Below are 21,048 nucleotides of genomic sequence, written 5' to 3'. Positions count from 1 at the left end.
AGTGTGCGTACGGTGGACCGGAGAGCGGCTCCGCGTGGAAGTCACTGATGCCGATCCCACTCCGGTGACTCCGTCCCAGGCGCTGTTCACGGACGAACACGGGCGCGGCGTATTCCTCGTCGCAGCATTGGCAACGGAATGGGGGTCGAATCCCTGCACAGCGGGGAAGATCACTTGGTTCCAACTTGCGATCCCCACCTCTACGAAGCAAACGGCATCTTTGATGTCTTCCCAGGGCGACGCGCCTCCTGAGAGGGCGACCGTCACCAGTGCTGGCAGCTCCGACCTGGCTGTCGCGGAAGCCGCGCCAATAGCCGATGTACATGCACGAGTTGAGCATCAAGTGGCCTGTGTGACTTCCGACCAGGGTGCTTCCACTCCCAGAAGCCCGGCGCAGGCGACCGGAGGTCCTAGTCTGGCTGGACCCGACGGCGTACGGAACGCCGTCGCGGCCAGGCGGGGCGCGTTGGTGCCGGCGGTCTCTGAAAGTGGGCTCTGTCCCTCGTTGTGTGGAGGGTGACGCTACCTGGATGAACTGGCCCTTCGTATCTCGTCGTTGAGATCAGGGGCTCATGCGCGGGCGCACGGCGGTATCGGGTATGCACCCAACGCTCTGTGTGGCACCGTCCGGGGTCGCCGAACGGCTCGGCCCAACCGACGGGTCGCTGATGCAGACGACACCACTCGCGAGCGCCCTGTGGTCATTCCCGAGCGGGGCGCCGAGTCGCTCGGGACATCAGGGTGCGGTAGCAGACCTTGCCGGTGGGGCCGAGGGGCATCTCGTCCACCACCAGGAGATGTTCGGGGTATTTGCGGCGGGCCAGGCCACGGTCCCCCAGGTGGGTCGTGAGGTCGGACAGCGTGGGAACCGGTGCGCCCGGGGCCGGGCGGACGCAGGCGCACAGTCGTTCCCCCAGGTCCGGATCGGGCACCGGGACGCAGACCGCCTCGGCCAGCGCTGGATGGGTGCCCAGTTCGCGTTCGACCTCGGCGAGGCTGATGTTGAGACCCCCGCGCACAGCGATGCGTTTGAGCCGGCCCAGGACGTGCAGCCTTCCGCGCGCGTCCAGCCGGCCGAGGTCACCCGTGCGCACCCAGCCGTCGGGGGTGCGGTAACGGGCGTCCAGTTCGGGCGCGTTGACGTAGCACAGGGGTGTCATGGGGCCCAGGGCCTCGATCTGACCGGTCCGCCCGGTGGGCAGCGGCGTGCCCTCTAGGCCGGTGATCCGGATGCGGGCGACCGCGGGGTCCGGGGTGCCGACGCTGTCGCCCGGCGGGTGACTTTCTCCCGCCGTGTGGCAGTTCACGCCGTCCGACGAGCCGTAGACGGTCACCACCGGTCGGCCGAACCGTTCGCGGCATGCCTGGGCGGTGGTCGTCGGCAGAGCGGCGCCGCTGGAGACGACGGCACGCAACGACGACGTGTCCTCGTCCTGCCGCGCCGGGAGGCCGGCGATACGCCGGAGCATGGTGGGCACCGCGAAGAGGTGGGTGGGACGATGCTCGGCGATCAGCCGCAGCGCCCCCGCGGCGTCGAAGGCCGACTGCACGATGAGGGTGCCGCCGAGGGCGGCGAGGGTGACCGGTGTGCCCAGGGAGCCGAAGGAGGAGGCCAGCGGGACCAGGACGAGGTGGCGGGGCGGCACGGCGGTGTCGGGGTGCAGGCTCCGGACGTACCGGGCGCGGCCGCCGACCAGGGCATGATGGCTGTAGGCGACCATTTTCGGCTCGGCTTCGGAACCGGACGACACCAGGATGCGGGCGGGTCCGTACGGGTCGGCCGGCCGTGGCCGCCAGGAGCGACGGGCCGGGATGCGCGATGCGTGCGGCCCGTGCACCCGTCCGTCCAACCCGTGCGTCACTCCGTCGCCCGGGCCGGGGGCGAACACGGTACGCAGGTGGGGAAGATCCGCGACGGCCTGTGCCTGGTGGGCCGATGCGAGGACGGCTCCGCGGGCTCGCGAGCGGGCGAGCAGCGCCCGGACGTCACGGTCGTCGCCGCCCTGGGGGATCGGGAGGGCCACCGAGCCGATCGCGTAGACGGCGAGTTCCGCGGCCACAGCGTCGCGTCCGTTGGGCAGCAGGAGCGCCACCACGTCCCCGTCCCCGAGATCCGCCTGGGAGAACAGTTCGGCGATCCGGCGCACTTCGGCGCCCAGTGCCGCATAGGAGAGCACTCCGGCATCGTCCACCAGCGCCTGGCGGTCCGGGTGTTCGCGGGCCCGGCCGGCGAACAGTGCGTAGAGGTCGGTGTCCGGGCACATACCCTCCGTCACCCAGGCACGTCGCTGGGCGCGGGGCACCGAATCCGGGAAGCGCACTCCGGCGCGTGAGATCCACACCGGCTGGCCGCCGCGGCTCGCGGGCGGGGCGGTACGGTGCCGGGCCTCGAGGGCGGCTGTCATGCGAACTCCCAGGGCGCGTACGGGCGTGCGTGTCCGGTGACCGGGTCCGGTGGTGCGACGGCCGCCCGGAAGGCCGGGTCGCGGGCCAGAGCCGTCAGGTCGGTGAGTACGGGGGTCGCGGTGAGACCGGCCTCGGCCAGACGTGCCGTCCACTCCTCGGTGGTGCGGCGGGCGAAGCGGGCCGCGAGGTCCTCGGTGGCCGTGGAGCCGACGCGGTGCATCAGGCGAAGCACCGCCTCGGGGCGCGCCCGGGCGTCGGGGCCGAGGCACAGATGGCCGTCCACGGTGCGCAGCGGCCGGTCCAATGCCGTCCAGCGGACCCGGTGCGCGGGGCGGGGGACGAGAGCGGCGGCGGAGACCAGGGAGGAGTCGACGCGGCCGCCCCGGCCGGCCATCTCCCGAGCCGCCAGCGCGGCCAGCACCCCCTGGGCGCACACCAGTCCTCCGAGCACGTCGGTGAGGGTCATCAGGGAGGGGGCCGAGGGCTGGTCGACCGGTCGTACCGCCGCAGCGAGGCCGCTGTGCACCTGGGCGAGGTAGTCGGTGCCCAGCGGCGGCGGCCGGTCGCCGAAGGCGTCCCCGAAGCCGGATGCCCAGGCGTATAGCAGGGCGGGGTGGCCGGGCAGCAGGTCGGACGCGTCCAGGCCGAGCCGGGAGGCTTTCCCCGGGGCCCAGTTGTGCAGGAAGACGTCGGCCCCGGCGGCCAGCGCGCGGACCGTGTCCCGGCCCTGCGCGGTGGTGAGGTCGGCCTCCACCACCGGCTTGCCCGCGTTGAGAGCCGAGAACCGGGCCGAGCAGTCTCCTGCCAGCGGGGGGAGCCAGCGCATCGGATCGCCGCCGGGTGGTTCGATCCGGACCACCTCCGCACCCAGCATCCGCAGGACGTGCCCGGCGAGCGGGCCCTGCACCCTGCGGGTGGACTCCACCACCCGCAGGCCGGTCAGGGGCAGAACGGCACCGGAGACGGGGACTGCCGGGCGCGGGGTGGGCAGGACGCCACCGGGGTTCGGGACCACCTGGAGTGGGGCGGTCAGGCCGGTGTCCGGGTGCACCCGGGACTTGGGGACCGGTGCCGGTCCCGGAGTGAGGCACCAGGGCGCCGGGCGGACGGCGGGGGCCGGGTCGGAGCCGATGGCGAGGAGGCTGACGCCGGTGTGATGCGCGGCGGCTCGCAGGTCCGCAAGCGTGCGGCGGCGGGCGGCCTGCCGTAGTTCGTCGGGCAACGGGCAGACGGCGGTGGCGAACCGCCGCTGGAAGGGCAGCCAGCCGCGGCCGGAGAGCGCGGGAGCAACGCCGAGGCGGGCCCAGAACTCCCGCCACGCCAGGGGGTCGAGGGTCTCGACCTCCACGCGGGCGTCGTCGGACGTCCGCAGGGTCGCCAGGCCATCTGCCTGTGTCGCGGCGTCGGATCCGGCCGTCGGCGCGTGCGGCACATCCGGCTCGGGCGAACCGGAGTTGTCGCGGGCCGTCGCGGCGGCGAGGTACTGGCCGACTGCCAGCAGCGCCCCCTGAGCCACCGAGGTATGTACCTCGCGCAGGCCCAGGCCGCGGGCCCGCGCGACGCGCAGAGCGGTGACGCCCTGGGCGGCGAGCACCCCCGCCACCACCGACGCGTAGTCGACGGCCAGTGGGAGCGGTCCGCCCGTCGCCCGGCCGTGGACGTGCATGAGACCGCAGGCGGCCTGCACGGCGCGCTCGTCCGGCAGGTCCGTGCCGACCGGACCCGTCCAGTCGACGGTGTACCGCACCGTGTCGCGCCCGGAGTCGGTCTTCTCGGGCAGCCCCTGCGTGGCGTGCCGCAACAGCCGGCCGGTGATCGCGGCGGCGACGGCCGGCCGGGCCGCGGCGCGCAAGCGCGGTGTCACGGTCGCCCCCGGGCAGGTCGGCGGCCCTGCACCGAGTACAGGACGCTGGAGGCGGCGCGGAAGGACGGGTCCCTCATCAGCTGTCCCACACGGTCCAGGTCCTCCTGGGTCATGCCCTGCTCCGTCAGCCGGTCCCGGAGGTTGCGGGTGTGGTTCAACTGGAGTCCGAGGCCGGGGTCCTGGGCGTGTCGTACGCCGATGTGGAGGTGGACGTCGATGGCGGTCAGCCCCGCCGCCCGCAGGGCAGCTGGCACTTTCCGTCCCCAGTGCGGGTCGCCGCCCGCGCTGCGCAGCGCGGCTGTCTTGGCCCGGAGGAACCGGACGTACAGTGCCTCGGCCTCCGCGTCCGGGGTCAGCAGCGGCGGCTCGTAGGAGGCGTCGATCTCGTCGATCTGCAACAGGCCGCCGGGTTTGAGCGCGCGGACCAGCTTGTGCAGGACGGCGTCGCGGGTGGGCACGTGCTGCAGGACCAGCCGGGCCACCACAAGGTCGTAGGCCGCCTCCGGAAGCGGATCGCGGGCCACGTCGAGGGCGGCGACCTCCAGGCCCGGGCAGGGTGCCAGGTCGCGCGGGTCGCGGTCGGTGGCGAGCACCGATCCGCCCGGCGCCACCCGGCCCGCCAGCCAGCGCGCGATGCTGCCGCCGCCGGCGCCCACCTCCAGGCAGTGCCAGCCCGGGCCGACACCGGCGGCGGCCAAGCGGGGCAGGGTCACCGGGTCGTAGGCGGCGGCCAGGCAGCGGTGCTGGTCACGGCTGTGCGCGGTCCCGTTGCCGAAGACCGCGCGGGCCTCCCGGGCGGGAGCGGGCTGGGTCACGGTGTGGCTCCTCTCGTCAGAAGGCAGCCGGGACAGGCCCGGCGTAGTCAGATGCGCCCGGACAGACCCGGCGCCGCCGTATGCGGCCTCGACAGGCCAGGCAGCCGATACCGACGGGGTCGATGCCGCCGCCGTATGTCCGGTGGGCGGGCGCGTACCCGGCGGGAGCCGGCTGGGACACGGTGAGAACTCCTCTCGCGGGCCGGGCAGCGACCCCGAACAGCCCGGCAGCGTTGCACCACACCCCGTACGGCCGGCCTCGTCGAACGGTGGCCCGGTCACGTCCACCGGACGGTGCCCGCGGGTGCGGTGCCGGTGAGCTGCCGGGCCAGGGCTGCGCGGCGGACCTTGCCGGTGCCGGTGCGGGGCACCTCGTCCCAGGTGAGGACGGCCGGGTCGCGCATCACCGGTAGCCCGTGCATGGCCTGTTTCCAGGCGTCGGGGTCCAGTCGGCCGTCGGCGGTGACCACGACGGGCAGCGGGTCGCCGTCCGGAGCGCCGAGGAGCACGCATTCCAGGGCCTGTGGCAGTCGTTGCTCCAGTACGTCCTCGGTCCGCAGGCAGCTCATACCGGGCAGGGTGTCTACTGCGCGGTCCAGGACGCTGACGCTGCCGTCGCGGTGGTGGACGCCCACGTCGCCCGTGGACCACCAGTCGCCGACGCGTTTGGAGTTCCAGCGTTCTTGTTCGCCGACGTAGCCGAGGGCGAGGGCGGAGGTGCGGATGAGGAGCAGGCCGGGACGGCCGCGGGGCACCGGGCGCAGCGTGTCCGGGTCCACCGCGCGCAGCCGGGTCCGGCCCGGCACGGGACGGCCCAGCCGGCGCGCCGTCGTCTCCGCGTCCGGTGCGAGTGCGGAGCGCCGCGTGTGGAAACGGAAGGTCAGCGGTCCCGTCTCGGTCTGGCCCCAGCCCTGCATCCACAGCGGGTGGGCACGGCGGCTGGCGGTCAGGTACGCGCGCAGGGCGGGCGGGTGCACGGCGTCGTAGGTGCTGATGTACAGGCGGACGTGCCGGAAGGGGTTGTCCAGCCGGGTGGTGAGCGGCCGCAGACGGACGTAGGAGGCGGGCAGAGCCTCGACGACGGTGGGCGGGTGGGCCCGCAGCAGCGGGTCGGCGGTGTCCGGGTCGTCGCCGGTCAGGACGACGATCCCGGCGGGCGCGAGCGACACCGTCACGGCTGTCCAGCAGAAGGTGCGTCCGTGTGCGTACGCGCTGGCGTTGGCCAGGACGTCGTCCGGGCGGATGCCGATACCCGGGTAGCGCACCGCTTCGAGTCGGGCCAGTTTGTGTACGAGGGTCCGCGTGGAGTGGACCACCAGCTTGGGCACGCCGGTCGTCCCCGAGGTGTGGTGGACGACCAGGGGTTCGTCGTCGTGGCGCCGCACCGGTACGCAGGGGTGGGACGCGTCCAGCGCGGCGAGGTGAACCGCGCCGGGCGCGGCGGAGTCGAGGGTGACGAGGATCCGGGCCGGTTCGGCGGCGGCGGTGTCCCGGCAGCGGGCCAGCACCGCGGAGGTGGTGACCAGTGCGGCAGGCCGCAGCCGCTCCAGCAGGGTGACGAGATCCGCGGTGTCGAGCCGGGCGGACAGCTGCGCGGGTACGGCGCCGAGGCGGACCGCGGCGCAGGCGAGCAGGTCGTAGTCCCAGTGGTTGTTCTTCACGATCGCCACGCGGTCTCCGGGCCGGACGCCGGCGTCGGCGAGGCGGGCGGCGCTGGCGCGGACCAGGCCGGCGAGTTCGGTGACGGTCCACCGGGTGCCGGCTCGCGGGGCGATGTCGAAGGGCCGGTCCAGGTGGACCACGGTCCGGGCGCCGCCTGCCGCCGCTTCGTCGAACAGGGTGCCCATGTCATGCGGTCGCACGGATCTCCTCCGCTCGGTCGGGTTCGGCCGGAGTGTTCCGTCCGAGTCTGCTCAGGACGCGGGACGCGGCCAGCGCGCCCGCCCGGACGGCGCCCTCGGAGGCGGGCCGCAGCATGAGCCAGTCGCCGGCGTACTCCACGGCGCGCACCGGCCGGGACAGGAAGCCGGCGCGGTCCCGCAGGGCCTGGGGTGTGGCTTCTGGCAGGCCGTGGCGGAAGGCGTGCACGAGTCTGTGGCGGCAGGCGTCGCCGATGCCCGGGACATAGCGTTCCGCCGCGCGGACGAGAAGGTCGGCGACCTCGTCGGGAGGGGCGTCCAGCAGCTCGGGGACCCGGCGCGGACCGGCCACGAGGGTGACCAGGCCCCGGCCGGCGGGGGCCCGGCCGGGGTCCTTGGCGTGGTCGACGACGACGCCGGAGAGCACGTCCTCCTCGGCGGCCGGGGTGAGCAGGACGTGCACCGGGCGCCGGGCGGCCGGGGCGAGCGGACGGTCCAACAGGCAGCTGACCTTCATCATGGGCGTGAAGGTGCAGGCGGTGAGGAACGGCTGCTCGTCGGCGGGGACGTCCGGGCGGAGCGCCACCGCGACGGGCGCCGGCACGGCGAGCACGGCGGCCCGCGCGGTGACCTCCCCGTCGTCGAACCGCAGTACGGCGTGTCGGCCCGCGTCGGTGACCTCGCGTACGGCGCGGCCGGCGACGACGTCGGTGTCGGCGGCGAGCTGGCGGGCCAGGAAGTCCATGCCCTCTCGGTAGGTGCGCCAGTTGCTGGGGGAACCGGCTTCCAGCAGCAGGCTGACCATGGCGGCGGCCGTGGAGCGGGCGGTGTCCCAGCCGAAGAAGCAGCCGGCGACCGGCTGGAAGAGGTAGTCGTGCAGGTCGCGGTGGTAGCGGGCGGCCACCTCCCGCACGGTGGCGGCGCCCAGCGGACTCTGCTCGGGACGGTCGCCGTCGAAGCCGGCGCGGCGGCGGCCGGTCCAGGCCGAGAACGCGGCCAGGTCGAGCCGCGCCCGGGCGGACAGGCCCGCTCCGGTGACCACGGCCATGCTCTCGCCGACGCCCAGGTGGGCACGCCCGTCGCGCCAGACGGCCACCGCGCCGCCGACCCGGGGCACGTCCGCGGGAGTGACGCCCAGCCGGCGCAACAGTTCCCAGGTCGCGCGGTAACCGCGGGACGGGACCTGCTCGGCGCCCGTGTCCACCGTCCAGCCCTCCTGACGGATGCTGCGCATCCGGCCGCCGACCTGCGGCAGTTGCTCGTACACCCGCACGGTCAGCCCAGCGCGGCGCAGTTCGTGTGCGGCGGTCAGGCCGGCGATGCCCGCGCCGACGACGGCGACATCGAGATCGGGCTTCATCCGGCTGCTCCCGTTGCGACGACGACATTGGCCACGGTCATCAGCACCACGCTCAGCCGGTGCACCGCGAAGCCCGTCCGGCGGGCGGTCATGATGTCGCCGCGGACGAACCCGGTCAGGTACTGCCGGGCTCGCAGCGCGGTAGCCGGCAGCATCAGCAGCACGAACCACCAGGGGGCCACCCCGGTCGCCGAGGCGACCGCGCCGATGAGGAACTCCGTGGCCGACAGCGCCCCGATGAAGACGGCGTTGCCCCGCTCGGAGACCAGGGCGGCCACGGTCGGACGCCCAACGGCCCGGTCGCCCGCCACGTCGTTGGTGTTGGAGTAGACGCCGAACATCAGCGGCCCGAACCCGAACAGCACCGCCTGCACCATCAGGAAACCGGAGAAGCCCCCGGTCACCAGGCCGTACGGAACGATCACCAGCACGGCGCCGAGGGCGACCAGGAACACTTCCTGGAAACCGTGGTAACTGAGCTTCAGGCCGTACGAGTACTGCAGCGACACCGCGAACAGCGCGCCCGCCGCCACCAGCGCCCACAGCGGGCCGTGCGGCGCGAGCGCGGCGGCACCCGCCCACAGCACCGCCCCGGCTGCCGCGCAGGTCCAGGCGAAGCGCAGCGCCTGGGGCACCGTCAGATCCCCGGCGACCAGGGGTTTGCGTGCCTTGCTGCGCAGCGGGTTGTCGGGGCCGTAGTTGGCGAGGTCGCTGCCGTCCCGGAACCCGGTGACGTCGTCCAGGGCGACCATCGCCATGAGGACCGCGACTTCGCCGACCAGGAACATCGCCAGCACGAGTGCCTGCCGGACGGTGAAGGCGTCGGCCGGGAACAGCGCGGCGGTCAGGGCGAGGAAGATGCCGAGGTAGTAGTCGTACACGTCCAGTTTACCGAGCCGCGCGTAGACGCGTAGTCGGCTGGAGCCGTGGGGGGTGGCGGCGGGACGGCCCGCCGCGATGCTGTCCGTCATGGTGACCTCTTGGGGTGTCTGCGTCCGAAGGGGGTGCGCAAGCCCGGCCGTGGGGTGTCCGGCTTGCGGTCGCGCGTCAAACGGTGTTCGAGGCGGATGGTCGCGGGTCAGCGGTGCTCGGTGGCGAAGGCGCACACGAGATCGGCGACGAGCTGGACCTGTGCGTCGGTCAGCATGTGATGCACCGGGAGGGCCAGATGGGAGATGGCGGCCTGTTGGGCGTGCGGCCAGCGGGATGCGGGCGGCGCATAGGGAGCGAAGGCACGTTGGGCGGGCAGGGGTCGCGGATAGTAGACGTGCGTGGCCACCCCCCACTCGGCCAGGTGGGCGCTGAGGTCCTCCCGGTCCTCGGCGAGGAGCGTGTACACGTAGAAGCACCGGCCGTCCTGTCCCGGCGGTGGCGGTACGACACCGCGGTCGGCCAGCGGTGTGAAGCGCTCGGTGTAGTACGCGGCGATCTCCGCCCGCCGCGCCAGCCGCGCCGGAAAACCGGAGTACCGGTACGTCTGGAAGGCGGCCTGGATCTCGTCGAAGCGGCTGTTGAGCCCGACGGCGTGGTGGACGAACCGCCGCCCGGTGTGCTGGCCGTGGTTGCGCAGCATCCGCACCTTCTCGCCCAGCTCCGGGTCCCGGGTGATGACCACGCCGCCCTCGCCGGGCATGCCGCAGGTCTTGACCTGTACGAAGGAGTAGACACCCGCCTCGCCCCACAGCCCGGCGGGTACGCCCCGCAGTACACCGCCCTGGGCGACCGCGGAGTCCTCCAGCAGGCGCAGTCCGTGCCGCCGGGCCAGTTCGGCGAAGCGTGGCATGTCGGCCATCACGGAGAACATATGGGCCGGCATCGCCGCCTTGGTCCGCTCGGTGACGAGCCGCTCCGCCTCGTCCGGATCCATGGTCATGGTGTCCGGCCGGATGTCGGCGAAGACCGGTGTGGCCCCGACGCCGACCACCGACGCGGCCAGGGGCGCGCAGCCGAACGCGGGCACGATCACCTCGTCGCCGGGACCGACGTCCATGGCCCGTAGCACCAGCGAGAGCGCCGAGGTGCCGCTGGAGCAGGCGACCACGTCGGCGGCTCCCAGGTCCTCGCGGAGCAGGTCCTCGAAGGCGGCGGTGCGCCTGCCCAGGATGAAGCGCTGCTCGGGGTCGAGGCCCACCTTGCGGATCAGAGCGATCAGTTCGGGGCGGTCGGCTTCGAAGAGGGCCGGAGGGAAGAACGGGACGGCGGGAGTCAGCGATGCGGTCATGCGGTCGTCCTCGTTCCGGCGAGGAAGGCGCCGAAGGAGCGGATGGTGTCGCAGACGCGGTCCAGGTCGCCCGATCCGAGATCGGGATGGAACGGCAGGGCCACGGCGTGCCGGGCCGCCGCCTCGGCGCGCGGGAACTCGCCTGGCCGGTGGCCCAGTTGGGCGAAGGCGGGCTGGTGGGGCAGGGGCAGTGGGTAGTAGACCTCGGTGCCGATGCCGTGCCGGTCGAGGTGGGCGACGAGATCGTCCCGGTGCTCGGTCTCGATGAGGTAGACGTAGTACACGTCACGGTCGTCGTACCCGCCGCGGTCGTCCGGTTTCCCGGCGATGGCCTGCGGCAGACGGACGATTCCCGGCGCATCCTGCAGGCGGGTGGTGTAGCCGTCGGCCAGTTCGGCGCGGCGTGCGATGTGCTCCTCCAGGAGGGACAGCTTGGCGAGCAGGACGGCCGCCTGGATGTCGTCCATCTTGCTGTTCGCCCCCGGCAGCGCACTCTCGGTGGAGATGGCCGGGAAGTTGTTCAGCGTGCGGCCCGTCCTGCCGTGGTGGCGCAAGGCCGCGACGGTGGCTGCCACCTCCGGGTCGTCGGTGAGCACGGCTCCCGCGTCGCCGAGCGCGCCGAGCGTCTTGGAGGGGAAGAAGGACAGGACGCCGCCGGCCCCGTGCAGGCCCGCGTGCACGCCGTGCCGGCGCATGCCGATCGCCTCGGCGCTGTCCTCGACGACCGTCAGGCCGTGCCGCCGGGCGACGGCGGTGACGGCCGCCATGTCGGCCATCGTGTGGAATAGATGCACCGGCATCACGAACCGGCTCCGCGAGGTGACGGCCGCCTCCAACGCCGCGGGATCCATCGCGTACGTCTGCGGGTCGATGTCGACGAACTGCGGTGTCCCGCCTGCCAGTACGACGGCCGAGGCGGTGGCGAAGAACGAGTACGCCGGCACCAGGACACCGTCGCCGGGACGGACTCCGCAGGCCCGCAGCAGCAGCACGAGCGCGTCGGTGCCGCTGTTGACGCCGATCACGTGCCGGGCGCCGGTGTAGTCCGCGAGTGCCGATTCGAGCCCGCCGACCTGTTTTCCATGGGAGAACTTGCCGCTGCGGAAAACCTCGTCCAACGCATTTTCGATGGACGGCCACAACTGTTCGAAAGTCGCGGCCTGAGAGAAAAATGGAATTCGATCGACCGTTCCCGGCGCAGTCGGTAATTCTCCCTCGGCGCGCGCAGGAATCTGTTCACTGGAGGGCAATCTCTCACCTGTCCCCATTGTCCCCGTCACGTCTGCGAAATGCCCACGGTAATCGTACTTCCGACCGAGGAGAAGGGAAAGGATCATCTTCACACTTTGTGGGTAACGGCGTTCCGAACGTCTTGACCATTTCTTCGCGGGGCAGCAATAGTCGTGCGACGCAACGGAGTTGTATGTCACGCACCATGACTCGGCGCACCCGTTTCCTTCCCGTTCCCTCCCTGGAGGCCTTGTGCTGCAGCCCCTCGTGGTCGGGCTCGGCCGGTCCGGATCAGAACTGCATCTGAGGACGCTTGTCCGTCTGGCCCGGCGGACCGCGGCCACGGGTGATCCGCTCGTCGCCCTGCCCGCGGTCGGCTGCGACCCGCGCGCCCACGCTCTGCCGACCAGGAGCGCGCCCGGCGAGGTCACGGCCGTCACCACGCTGGAACAGGCCCTGCGGCACGTCGACCCCGCCACCGCGGTGGCCCACGTGTGCACACCGCCCCGGCTGCGCTACGACCTCCTCGCGGAACTGGCCGGACACGGCTTTCGCCGCATCATCGTGGAGAAACCCGTCGCCGCCTCCGCGGACGAACTGGACGCCCTGATCCGGCTGCGCCAGGAGGCCGACCTCGATCTCGTGGCCGTCGCCCACTGGACCACCTCCCGGCTCGCGGGTCGGCTGCGCCGACTGGTGGACGGCGGGCGACTCGGCTCCCTGCGCCGTATCACCGTCGACCAGCACAAGCCCCGCTTCCTGCGGTCCCTGACGACCGACGGGCATCCCACCGCCCTGGACGTGGAGATCCCCCACTCGCTGGCACTCGCCCTCGATCTGGCCGGTCCGGCCGAACTCCGCGCCGCGCACTGCTGGGACCTGCGCTGCGAGGACCGCGGCCTGCCCCGCCTGGGCGGCGCGCACGTCGAACTGGAGCATTCTTCAGGGGTGTTGACGCTGCTGCGCTCCGACCTCGGCGCACCCGTCCGGCAACGCAGCGTCGTCTGCGAGTTCGAGGGCGGGACGGCCACAGCCCACTTCCCGCTCAGCGAGGACGACGACCACGCACAGCTCGTCGTCGTCCCCTTCGACCGCCGTACGACGCCCCTGCCGGTCGGAGCCCTCGACGCGGACGGCGTGCCCGGATCCGGACACCACGTCTTCCGGGACGACGCCCTGACCGACTTCCTGGACAGCGCCTACCGCGGCTTCACCTCCCAGGCGGCGGGCGCCGGGAACTTCCCGCTCGCCTGCGCGGCCGCCCGGCTGCTGTGCGCGGCCCGGGAGCACAGCGCCATCGCACCGCACGCCGGCGCCGGGAGCCGCTGACATGTCCCGACACAGCGTCACCGGACCCCGACTCCGGCGGTTCGGGTCGCTCGCCGGCATCGGCGACGAGGCGGCGCCCGGCACCGACGGGCAACTGGCCGTCCTGCGGCGGCTGGGCTGGCACGCCATCGAACTGCGCACGGTAGACGGCACGGCCCTCGCCGACCTCTCTCCCACCGCCTTCGGCACGCTGACCCGGCGGCTCGCGGACGACGGTGTCACCGTGACCGCCGTCGCGTCCCGGATCGGCAACTGGTCCCGTCCCGTCACCGGCGACCTCGGTCAGGACCTCGCCGAACTCGACGTCCTGGCTGAGCGCTGCGCCGCGCTCGGCTGCCGTCTGGTGCGGATCATGTCGTACCCCAACGACGGTCTGACGGAGACCGAGTGGGCCGACCGCGTCCTGGCCCGCACCGCCGTCCTTGCGGACCGCGCCGAGCGTGCGGGCCTGGTGCTGGTGCACGAGAACTGCGCGGGCTGGGCCGGGGACCGGGCCGACCGCGCGCTACGGCTGCTGCGCGCCGTCGGCAGCCCGGCCCTGCGCCTGCTGTTCGACACCGGCAACGGCGTCCCGTACGGCTACCGCGCCCCGGACATGCTCCGCCACCTCGCCCCGTACGTCGCCCACGTGCACATCAAGGACGCGGTCCGCACCCCGGACGGCGGCACCGCCTACACTCTGCCCGGCGAGGGCGAAGCCGGGGTGGCGGAATGCCTGGAGCTGCTGGCCGCCCACGGCTACACCGGAGCGCTCTCCCTCGAACCCCATCTAGCCGTGCGCCCCCACGAGGGACTGGCCCGGGCCGGTGAGGACGCCGCCGACCTCTTCGTACGGGCCGGACAGGCGCTCGCCGGGCTGCTGGGCGCCGAGCAGCAGGTCACCGGTTGCCTGGACGACCCCTTGGACGGCCCGGTGTGAGCGGCCTGTTCACCGGTGCGCACCGGGAGTTGCTGCTGGACCTGCTGGCTCTGCCGAGCGTCAACCCCCTGGAGGCCGGCCCGGACGATCCGCCGTCCCGGCTGCCCGAGATCCTCCAGCGCTACGCGACGGCCGCCGCCGAAGCGGGGTTGCGCACCGTCCGCCTCGCCAGTCCGCCCGTCGCCTGCCTGGACCGTCCGGGCGTGCCGTCCACGGTCCGCGCCGCCGCCCGCGATCCGCGCTTCCTCGCGGACCAGCCCAGTCTGCTGCTGCGGCTGGGACCCGAGCGTTCCCGTGCGCACACCGTGATGTTCAACGTCCATCTGGACACCGTCGCCGGACACACTCCGCCCGCCTTCGACGGCGTGCGGTTCACCGGCCGGGGCGCGGTCGACGCCAAGGGACCCGCCGTGGCCCTTCTCGCCGGGCTGCAGGCCGCCGCGTCCCACCCCGCCGTCGGCCGGGACGTCACCGTCCTGCTCCAGGCCGTCGCCGGGGAGGAGGGCGGCGCCCTGGGCACCTTCGGCACCCGCCCGCTGCTGGAGGCCGGGCACCACGGCCGCCTCAACGTGTTCTGCGAGCCGACCGGGCTACGCGCGCTGCCCCGGGCCACCGCCGCGATGACCGCGCGGATCACCGTCGAGGGCGAGGACGCGGTGGACGACCACCCGAACGCCGGACACAACGCCACCGTGCTGCTGGGATTCCTGGCCCAGCACCTCGCCGCCCGCCTGGACGGGGCTGTACCCGGCGCACGGGTATGCATCGCCGGGCTACACACCGGTCGCACGCACAATCGCGTCCACGGCACCGGAACCCTGCTGATGAACCTGTCGTACCGCTACACCGCCGACGGCAGCCGTCTGAAGACCGAGGTCATGCGGCACGTCGCCGAGGGCCTGCGCCGCTTCACCGAACGCTTCGCCCCCACAAGGGAGTTCGCCCGCACGGCGCGGGACGCGGAACGGATCACCCGGCTCGGCTGGGACAAACAGGGCCTGCCCGCGCTGGACGACGCCGATCCGTGGGCCGAGGAGCTCCTGGCCCGCGCGGGAGCCCGGCCGGCGGCCGGCGACCCGGGCTTCACCTGCGACGCCATCTGGGCGGCCGGCCTGGACGACGCCTTCACCACCGTGCTCGGACCCGGCTGTCTCGCAGCCAACCGCGCCCACGCGCCCGGTGAGTTCGTCGACCTCGCCGACCTGGAGGACTTCGCCGGCGTCGTCCACCGGCTTGTCACGTCCTTCGCCGAAGCGGTGCCGGCGCCGTCCGCTCACCGTCCCCCGTAGCGCACCGCACCCCCGAGCGAACGACCTCCAAAGAGAACCACCCTGCCCCGTAAGGAATCCCGGATGACGGCACCCACCGCCCCACGAGCGGCGGTCGAGCGTACCCCCACCCTCGTCGACCACGCGGAGCTGCATGCCTCGCTCACCGGCCTGTTCACCGGCCACGGCATCCCGGAGGCACGGGCCCGGCTCGCCGCGGACGCGCTGTGTCACGGCGACCTGACCGGGCTCGACTCGCACGGCGTGTTCAACCTCACCCGGCTCTACCTGCCGTTGCTGGAGTCTGGCCGCTGCGACCCCCGCGCCGAACCACGCGCCTTCACGGACCTGGGCGCCTGCGCGGTCGTCGACGCCCGCCGCGCCCTGGGCCTGTGGGCCGCGGCCGAGGCCATGGACGACGCCGTGGCACGGGCCAGTCGACACGGGGTCGGACTGGTTTCGGTGCGCGGGGCGACCCATTTCGGGTGCGCCGGCTTCCACGCCGTGCGCGCCGCGCACGCCGGGATGATCGGCGTGGTCGCGAGCAACTGCGGCGGCCAGCGCATCGCACGGCCCCCGGGCGGCACGGTGGCGATGCTCGGCACCAACCCGCTGAGCGTCGCCGCGCCGGCCCTCGACGGGCACCCGTTCCTGCTGGACATGAGCACCACCGTCGCGCCCACCGGGCGGGTCCGCGTCGCCGCCCGCAACGGCGCCCAGGTGCCCGTCGGCTGGCTGGAGGACGCGGCAGGCGACCCGGTGACCGACCCGTCCGCCTTCGACCGCGGCGAGGCCTTCCTGCGCTGGCTGGGCGGCACGGCGGAGGCCGGTGTCCACAAGGGCTACGGGCTCGGCATCGCCGTGGAACTGCTGGCCGCCGTGGTGTCCGGCGCGGCCGTGGGACCCGCGCCCGCCGCACTGGAGGGGGACAGCCGGCCGCACGGCAGCGACGACGACATCGGCTTCTTCCTCCTCGCGGTCGCCCCGGAGGTGTTGCGCCCCGGCGCGGACGTGGCCGCCGCGACCCGGTCCCTGTTCGGCGCGCTCGTCGACAGCCCGCCGGTGCCCGGCGGCGAGCCGGTGCGCTACCCGGGCTGGCGGGAGGCTGAACTCGCCGCCGAGCGCCGCCGCCACGGCATCCCTCTGCCCCCGCACCTGCACGCGGAGCTGACCGCCCTGGGTCTCCTCGGCGGCTCCGGGAGCACGCGATGACCCGGCCCTTGCGGCTCGCCGTGGTCGGCCTCGGCGCCATCTCCCCCTACTACCTGGCCGCCGCGGAACGGTTGCCAGAGTGGCAGCTGACCGCCGTGTGCGACGCCCGCGCCGAGGCCTTGGAGCAGTTCCCCGGCCGGGTGGCACGCTTCCGCGACCATCGCACGCTGCTGGACCGGGCGCGACCGGACGCCCTGGTCGTGGCCGTGCCCAACGACGTTCACCTGCCCCTCTGCCGGGACGCCCTGGCTGCGGGCGTCCCGGTCTGCGTGGAGAAGCCCCTCGCCCTGACCGCGTACGAGGGGTCCGTGCTGGTGGATCTGGCGCGGCGCTGCGGGGTCCCTCTGATGACGGCGTTCCACCGCCGCTACAACGCCGCCGTCCGCGCACTGGCGCGCCGGACGGCGGACCGGGAGATCCGCTCCGTCCGGGTTCGCTATCTGGAGCGCATCGAGGAGCATCTCGGCGGCGAGGACTGGTACCTGGACCCGTCCCGCTGCGGCGGCGGCTGTGTGGCCGACAACGGTCCCAACGCCCTCGACCTGGTGCGGCTGCTGCTCGGCGAACTGGCCGTCACCGGCTGCGAGATCCATCGCGACGGCTGCGGCGTCGACCGTCAGGCGGTGATCCGCCTGCACGGTCGTACCGGAGCGGCGGCGTCGGTCGAGCTGGACTGGTCGTACCCGGGGGAACGCAAGGACATCGAGGTGGAGCTGGCCGACGGAGAGGTGCTGCACGCCGACATGCTGGCCGGACACACCGCCTTCAAGGCGTCGCTGTGGCACGAGTACGAGGCGATCCTCACCGAGTTCGCCGGCCTCGTCCGTGCCGGTGCCCCGGCCAACCCGGGGGCGCACGGCGGCCTGTCCGCGCTGGAGCTGGTGGAGGCGGCCTATCGCTGTGCCCGGCCTGCACCGGATGCGACGGCAGCGGAGGCGCACCGGTGAATCCGGCGGAGGACGGCCCGAAGCGTGTGGTGCGCGGATCACTGGTCAAGGTGCTCGTGCACCGTCGCACGGACCGCGGCATGCGGCTGGAGGAGCACGCGGCACGCTGCGTACGCCGGGGCGAGGTGCACGAACTGGTCACCACCGACCAGTGGGAGCCGCGCTCCGGCGCCCGGATCGACCGGGTGGGTTTCCTGGGCTTCGCCGAGCTGCTGTGCGGCGGTGTGATCGACCGGGGTGACCTGGTGCGGATCGGGGACACGACGGTCGGCACGGTGCTCGGCTTCGACGCCTGTCACCTTCCGAACCACTACAACATCCTGATCCATGCGGCGCGTCCGGCCAGCGGCCGGGACCTGGGCCTACGGCCGGAGAGTGCCGTCACTTTCGTCCAGGGCCGAGCCGGGGAGGACGGCACGGTCCCCACGCCGCCCGGGTCCTGAAGGTCTTTCGCAGAAGCGGGTTCCGAAAGGGCATCCGCAGCGGCGAGTTCCGGGAGGGCGTCCGCAAAGCCGATTCCGGACATCGCTTCCGCACAAGCAGACGGGGCTTTACGCGAACAGGCGGTCGCGCACCGGATGGCGCCGGCCCGCGGAACGGGCGGCGCCATCCGGTGGCCGTGGTACCCGGGTGGTCGCCCACCCGGGTCACAGCAGCCGCTCCGGCAGGTCAGCCGAGCAGTTCGACCTCCAGCCGGCCGAAGTGGAAGTCACGGACGACCTGCAGCAGTTCGTCCTCGGACAGCCGTCCGTCGCCGTTGCTGTCCACCTTCTGGAACATCTCCCCGGCCTGGGAGGCCGGCACGCCGACGGCGGTCAGCCAGGCCTGGAACTCGCCGGCGTCGATCGCGCCGTCGTGGTTGTCGTCGCACAGGCGGATCAGGGCCTTCACGACGGGAGACAGGGCGCGGTTGAGGCTCGCCTCCCCCTCCTTGAACAGCATCTCCCCCGTGGCGTCGAGGAACTGCTCCCGGCTGATGGCGCCACCGGCGGGGACGCCGACCTTCTGCGCCAGGTGCTCGTACAGCCCCTGGAAGGCGCTGTGGAGCTCCTGGGCTTCCGGAGCGTCGGCGCTCTTGCCGAGGTTCTGCACGATCCGGCTGGCCTCGCCCTGGAAGTCGCTGGCCTCCAGGACGCCGTTGCCGTCGGTGTCCCACTTTTCGAAGCGCTTCGCCAGGCGGTCGTTGGCGAGGGCGTTGGTCATATGTCTCTCCTGGTCTCGGACGGTGTCCGATGGTGTCGGGTTGATGACGGACAGCGGCGCCTGGGCAGGGCCGCGACCGCGCAGCGCGGTGCAACTGCGCGGGGCTCTGGGGCCGGCGACGGCCGGCAGGAGGACGCACCGGCTGGGACCGGCACGTGGACGCACTGGCTCAGGGGCCGGTGCAGGGGCGGGGATCAGAGAAGGGTGACCCGGCTTCCCACGGCCTTGCCGCGGGTGTCGAGCAGGGCACAGCGGGCCTGGCCCAGTGCCTCCCTCGCGTAACAGGCATGGTCCTGCAGCAGGATCGCCACATCGGCCTGGGCCATGGCTTCCTGGAGGTTCTCGGCGCGCGGCAGAGACCGGCCGCCGACGGTGAACTCGGCTACGTGGGGGTCGTGGTAGTACACGTCGGCACCGGCGGCGAGCAGTCCTGAGGCCACCGGGCGCGCCGGAGTTTCCCGGACGTCGGTCACATCCGCCTTGTAGGTGATTCCGAGCAGCAGGGCTCGTGCGCCCTCAGGGCGGCCCCGGACCTCGGTGAGCAGCGCCAGCGCTCGGTCCACGACATGGTTCGGCATACGGCCGAGGACGTCGTGGGCGGCTGCCAGCGTACGGAAGACGAAGCCCTGGGACTCGGCCCGGGCAGCGAGATAGCGGGGGTCGACGGGAATGCAGTGCCCGCCGACGCCGGGTCCGGGTTTGAACGCTGCGAAGCCGAACGGCTTCGACGCAGCGCAGTGCAGCACGTCCCAGATGTCAATGCCGGTTTTATGGCAGAACAGTGCCACTTCGTCGACCAGGGCCGTGTTGACGTACCGGTAGGTGTTTTCGAGGAGTTTGGCCATCTCCGCCTCCCGCGTGCCGCGGGCGACGACGAGACGGTCCACGAACCGCGAGTAGAACGCGACAGCGTGCTTGGCGCACAGAGCGGTGCAACCGCTCACGACCTTGGGTGTGTTGCGGATGGTCCACGTCTCGTTGCCGGGGTCGATGCGCTGCGGCGAATACGCCAGGTGGAAGTCCTCCCCCGCCTGCAGCCCGCTGCCGTGCTCCAGCAGCGGTCGCACGACGTCCTCCGTAGTGCCGGGGTAACTGGTGGACTCCAGGACGATGAGCATGCCGAGGCGCAGCCAGGCGGAGACGGCCCTGGCTGCGTCCTCGACCGCGGACAGGTCGGGTAAGCCCTCCGGCGTGAGTCCGGTGGGCACGCAGATCACCACGGTCTGCGCGCCGTCGAGTACCGCCGGGTCGGTCGTGGCGTGAAAGCCCGCCTCCAGCATGGCCGCGACCTCGGCGTCCAAGACGCCGCCGACGTGGGAGCGCCCCTCGGCGAGTCCGGACACCACCGCGCCCGACACGTCGTATCCCACAGTCGCCAAGCCGGCTGAGACCGCGGCTCTGGAGAGCGGCAGCCCGACATGCCCCAGCCCGATGACGACGAGATCGGCGGCCATTGTGCGCAGTTCTCCTGTGTGTGTGGGGGGGGATTGAACGGGAGAAGCGGTGCTCAGGAGAAACTGCCGCTGCCGGGCGCCACGTGCGAGCCGTAGCCGGGCTGCACGATGAGGCCGGGGGTCAAGCAGAACGGGTCGGCGTGTACGGTGACTGGACGATCTGTGTGGTTCGTCAGCACATGCGCGTCTGCCGGAAGTTTCTGGCACCCGTAAGGATCGTGATAAACAGCCAGTGGCGTCACTTCGGTGCTGAACACCACAACGTCGCCCTGCTCGGCCGCAGCAGCAGTGCCGGTGGCGACGCTTGCTGCGAGCAGCGCACCGGCGGCGGCGAGCATGAAGACACGGGTGCAGCGCATGAATTGGTCCTTTCGGCAGGCTATTGTCGAATTGATTCTTTCTGAAAATGCACCGGCTAAGCGCGAACCCATCCCTATGCGCCCGAACCAGCGACGCCGTCAAGTGAAGTTGACGTCCCCTGTCGCCGATTTACGTGCCGCGCCGATAATCGGACCGGCACGGTCGGGGCATGCGCTCACCCTCGCCGCAAGAATCGGTTCTGACGCCTACCTCGGTGCGCGGCAGCCGAAGTACCCGGTGCCGGTCTCCCGAACAAGGTCACCTCCCGGACGGGTGGTACTCGGACAGCCCACCCTCACTGGTGTCCTGGGCCAACCCTTCGGCCGAGGCACCCTCTTTGAACGCGGGACCGCGTTGGCGGACAGCGAGCCGAAGCTCATCACCGAGACACTCAGCAGTTCCAAGTATCTCGGACGGCTGCAGTCCAGTTGCGCGAACGTCTTCCCACGGAGTTCCAGGCGAGCCTCGACCACGGACGGCACCGCCTTCTTTCTGTGCTTGGATCTGCGCGAGCCGCTCGATCGAGGCGTCCTGTGTGCCGCAACCCGCTTGCTCTCGGTGCTTGCCAAGAGCGGCTCGGAACCGAATGGCATACGGGTCC

General features: G+C 72.6%; 17 protein-coding genes and 1 pseudogene. 6 read left to right on the top strand and 12 right to left on the bottom strand.

The features are described from left to right. Positions 1-701 precede the first annotated feature (701 nt). From ACIA8X_RS46435 to ACIA8X_RS46400, 8 genes are all read right to left on the bottom strand, one after another. Positions 702-2,405, bottom strand: a complete 1,704-nt coding sequence (locus tag ACIA8X_RS46435; protein ID WP_393462782.1) for a class I adenylate-forming enzyme family protein — start codon at positions 2,403-2,405, stop codon at positions 702-704. After that, complete coding sequence (locus ACIA8X_RS46430; protein ID WP_393462783.1) at positions 2,402-4,270, bottom strand: CoA transferase; 1,869 nt, start codon at positions 4,268-4,270, stop codon at positions 2,402-2,404. Before ACIA8X_RS46430 ends, ACIA8X_RS46435 begins: the two co-directional genes overlap by 4 nt. Next, positions 4,267-5,085, bottom strand: a complete 819-nt coding sequence (locus ACIA8X_RS46425; protein WP_393462784.1) for a methyltransferase domain-containing protein — start codon at positions 5,083-5,085, stop codon at positions 4,267-4,269. The genes ACIA8X_RS46430 and ACIA8X_RS46425 overlap by 4 nt, the downstream gene beginning before the upstream one ends. 278 nt (positions 5,086-5,363) lie before the next feature. Next, a complete protein-coding gene (locus tag ACIA8X_RS46420; RefSeq protein ID WP_393462785.1) occupies positions 5,364-6,947 on the bottom strand; it encodes a class I adenylate-forming enzyme family protein in 1,584 nt (527 codons plus the stop codon). After that, the gene (locus ACIA8X_RS46415) at positions 6,934-8,304 is read right to left on the bottom strand and encodes a protoporphyrinogen/coproporphyrinogen oxidase (protein ID WP_393462786.1); all 1,371 of its coding nucleotides are present in this window, start codon (positions 8,302-8,304) and stop codon (positions 6,934-6,936) included. The genes ACIA8X_RS46420 and ACIA8X_RS46415 overlap by 14 nt, the downstream gene beginning before the upstream one ends. Next, complete coding sequence (locus ACIA8X_RS46410; protein WP_393462787.1) at positions 8,301-9,275, bottom strand: UbiA family prenyltransferase; 975 nt, start codon at positions 9,273-9,275, stop codon at positions 8,301-8,303. Before ACIA8X_RS46410 ends, ACIA8X_RS46415 begins: the two co-directional genes overlap by 4 nt. Before the next feature lie 107 nt (positions 9,276-9,382). Further along, positions 9,383-10,525 carry a DegT/DnrJ/EryC1/StrS family aminotransferase gene (locus ACIA8X_RS46405; protein ID WP_399460775.1) on the bottom strand — a complete coding sequence of 381 codons (1,143 nt, stop codon included), beginning with the start codon at positions 10,523-10,525 and terminating at the stop codon, positions 9,383-9,385. Further along, positions 10,522-11,643 (bottom strand): DegT/DnrJ/EryC1/StrS family aminotransferase, encoded by a 1,122-nt coding sequence (locus ACIA8X_RS46400; protein WP_399460774.1) that lies wholly within the window; start codon positions 11,641-11,643, stop codon positions 10,522-10,524. The genes ACIA8X_RS46405 and ACIA8X_RS46400 overlap by 4 nt, the downstream gene beginning before the upstream one ends. A gap of 364 nt (positions 11,644-12,007) precedes the next feature. Here ACIA8X_RS46400 and ACIA8X_RS46395 point away from each other — a divergent pair, with 364 nt between their 5' ends. From ACIA8X_RS46395 to ACIA8X_RS46370, 6 genes are all read left to right on the top strand, one after another. Next, positions 12,008-13,084, top strand: coding sequence for a Gfo/Idh/MocA family protein (locus tag ACIA8X_RS46395; RefSeq protein ID WP_393462790.1), 1,077 nt, complete (start codon positions 12,008-12,010; stop codon positions 13,082-13,084). A 1-nt stretch (position 13,085) separates the two neighbouring features. Beyond that, positions 13,086-14,003 carry a sugar phosphate isomerase/epimerase family protein gene (locus tag ACIA8X_RS46390; RefSeq protein WP_393462791.1) on the top strand — a complete coding sequence of 306 codons (918 nt, stop codon included), beginning with the start codon at positions 13,086-13,088 and terminating at the stop codon, positions 14,001-14,003. Continuing rightward, positions 14,000-15,292, top strand: a complete 1,293-nt coding sequence (locus tag ACIA8X_RS46385) for a M20/M25/M40 family metallo-hydrolase (RefSeq protein WP_399460773.1) — start codon at positions 14,000-14,002, stop codon at positions 15,290-15,292. Before ACIA8X_RS46390 ends, ACIA8X_RS46385 begins: the two co-directional genes overlap by 4 nt. 63 nt (positions 15,293-15,355) lie before the next feature. Continuing rightward, positions 15,356-16,483, top strand: coding sequence for an Ldh family oxidoreductase (locus ACIA8X_RS46380; protein WP_393462793.1), 1,128 nt, complete (start codon positions 15,356-15,358; stop codon positions 16,481-16,483). Then, positions 16,480-17,430 carry a Gfo/Idh/MocA family protein gene (locus ACIA8X_RS46375; RefSeq protein WP_393462794.1) on the top strand — a complete coding sequence of 317 codons (951 nt, stop codon included), beginning with the start codon at positions 16,480-16,482 and terminating at the stop codon, positions 17,428-17,430. Before ACIA8X_RS46380 ends, ACIA8X_RS46375 begins: the two co-directional genes overlap by 4 nt. Next, positions 17,427-17,873 carry a DUF6917 domain-containing protein gene (locus tag ACIA8X_RS46370; protein WP_393462795.1) on the top strand — a complete coding sequence of 149 codons (447 nt, stop codon included), beginning with the start codon at positions 17,427-17,429 and terminating at the stop codon, positions 17,871-17,873. Before ACIA8X_RS46375 ends, ACIA8X_RS46370 begins: the two co-directional genes overlap by 4 nt. A gap of 226 nt (positions 17,874-18,099) precedes the next feature. On the opposite strand, the gene ACIA8X_RS46365 is transcribed toward ACIA8X_RS46370, so the two are convergent. From ACIA8X_RS46365 to ACIA8X_RS46350, 4 genes and pseudogenes are all read right to left on the bottom strand, one after another. Beyond that, positions 18,100-18,633: an EF-hand domain-containing protein gene (locus ACIA8X_RS46365; RefSeq protein ID WP_393462796.1), complete on the bottom strand. Its 534-nt coding sequence runs from the start codon at positions 18,631-18,633 to the stop codon at positions 18,100-18,102. Positions 18,634-18,827: 194 nt separating this feature from the next. After that, positions 18,828-20,087, bottom strand: a complete 1,260-nt coding sequence (locus ACIA8X_RS46360) for a nucleotide sugar dehydrogenase (RefSeq protein ID WP_393462797.1) — start codon at positions 20,085-20,087, stop codon at positions 18,828-18,830. Positions 20,088-20,140: 53 nt separating this feature from the next. After that, the gene (locus tag ACIA8X_RS46355) at positions 20,141-20,446 is read right to left on the bottom strand and encodes a hypothetical protein (RefSeq protein ID WP_393462798.1); all 306 of its coding nucleotides are present in this window, start codon (positions 20,444-20,446) and stop codon (positions 20,141-20,143) included. Positions 20,447-20,665: 219 nt separating this feature from the next. Then, a pseudogene (locus ACIA8X_RS46350) lies at positions 20,666-20,872 on the bottom strand (glutamate synthase-related protein); the annotation flags it as partial. Between the last annotated feature and the right edge of the window lie 176 nt (positions 20,873-21,048).

This window comes from Streptomyces sp. NPDC051738, assembly GCF_044453205.1.
In the GTDB taxonomy this organism is placed as follows: Bacteria; Actinomycetota; Actinomycetes; order Streptomycetales; family Streptomycetaceae; genus Streptomyces.
This window is presented reverse-complemented; position numbering and strand designations above follow the sequence as displayed.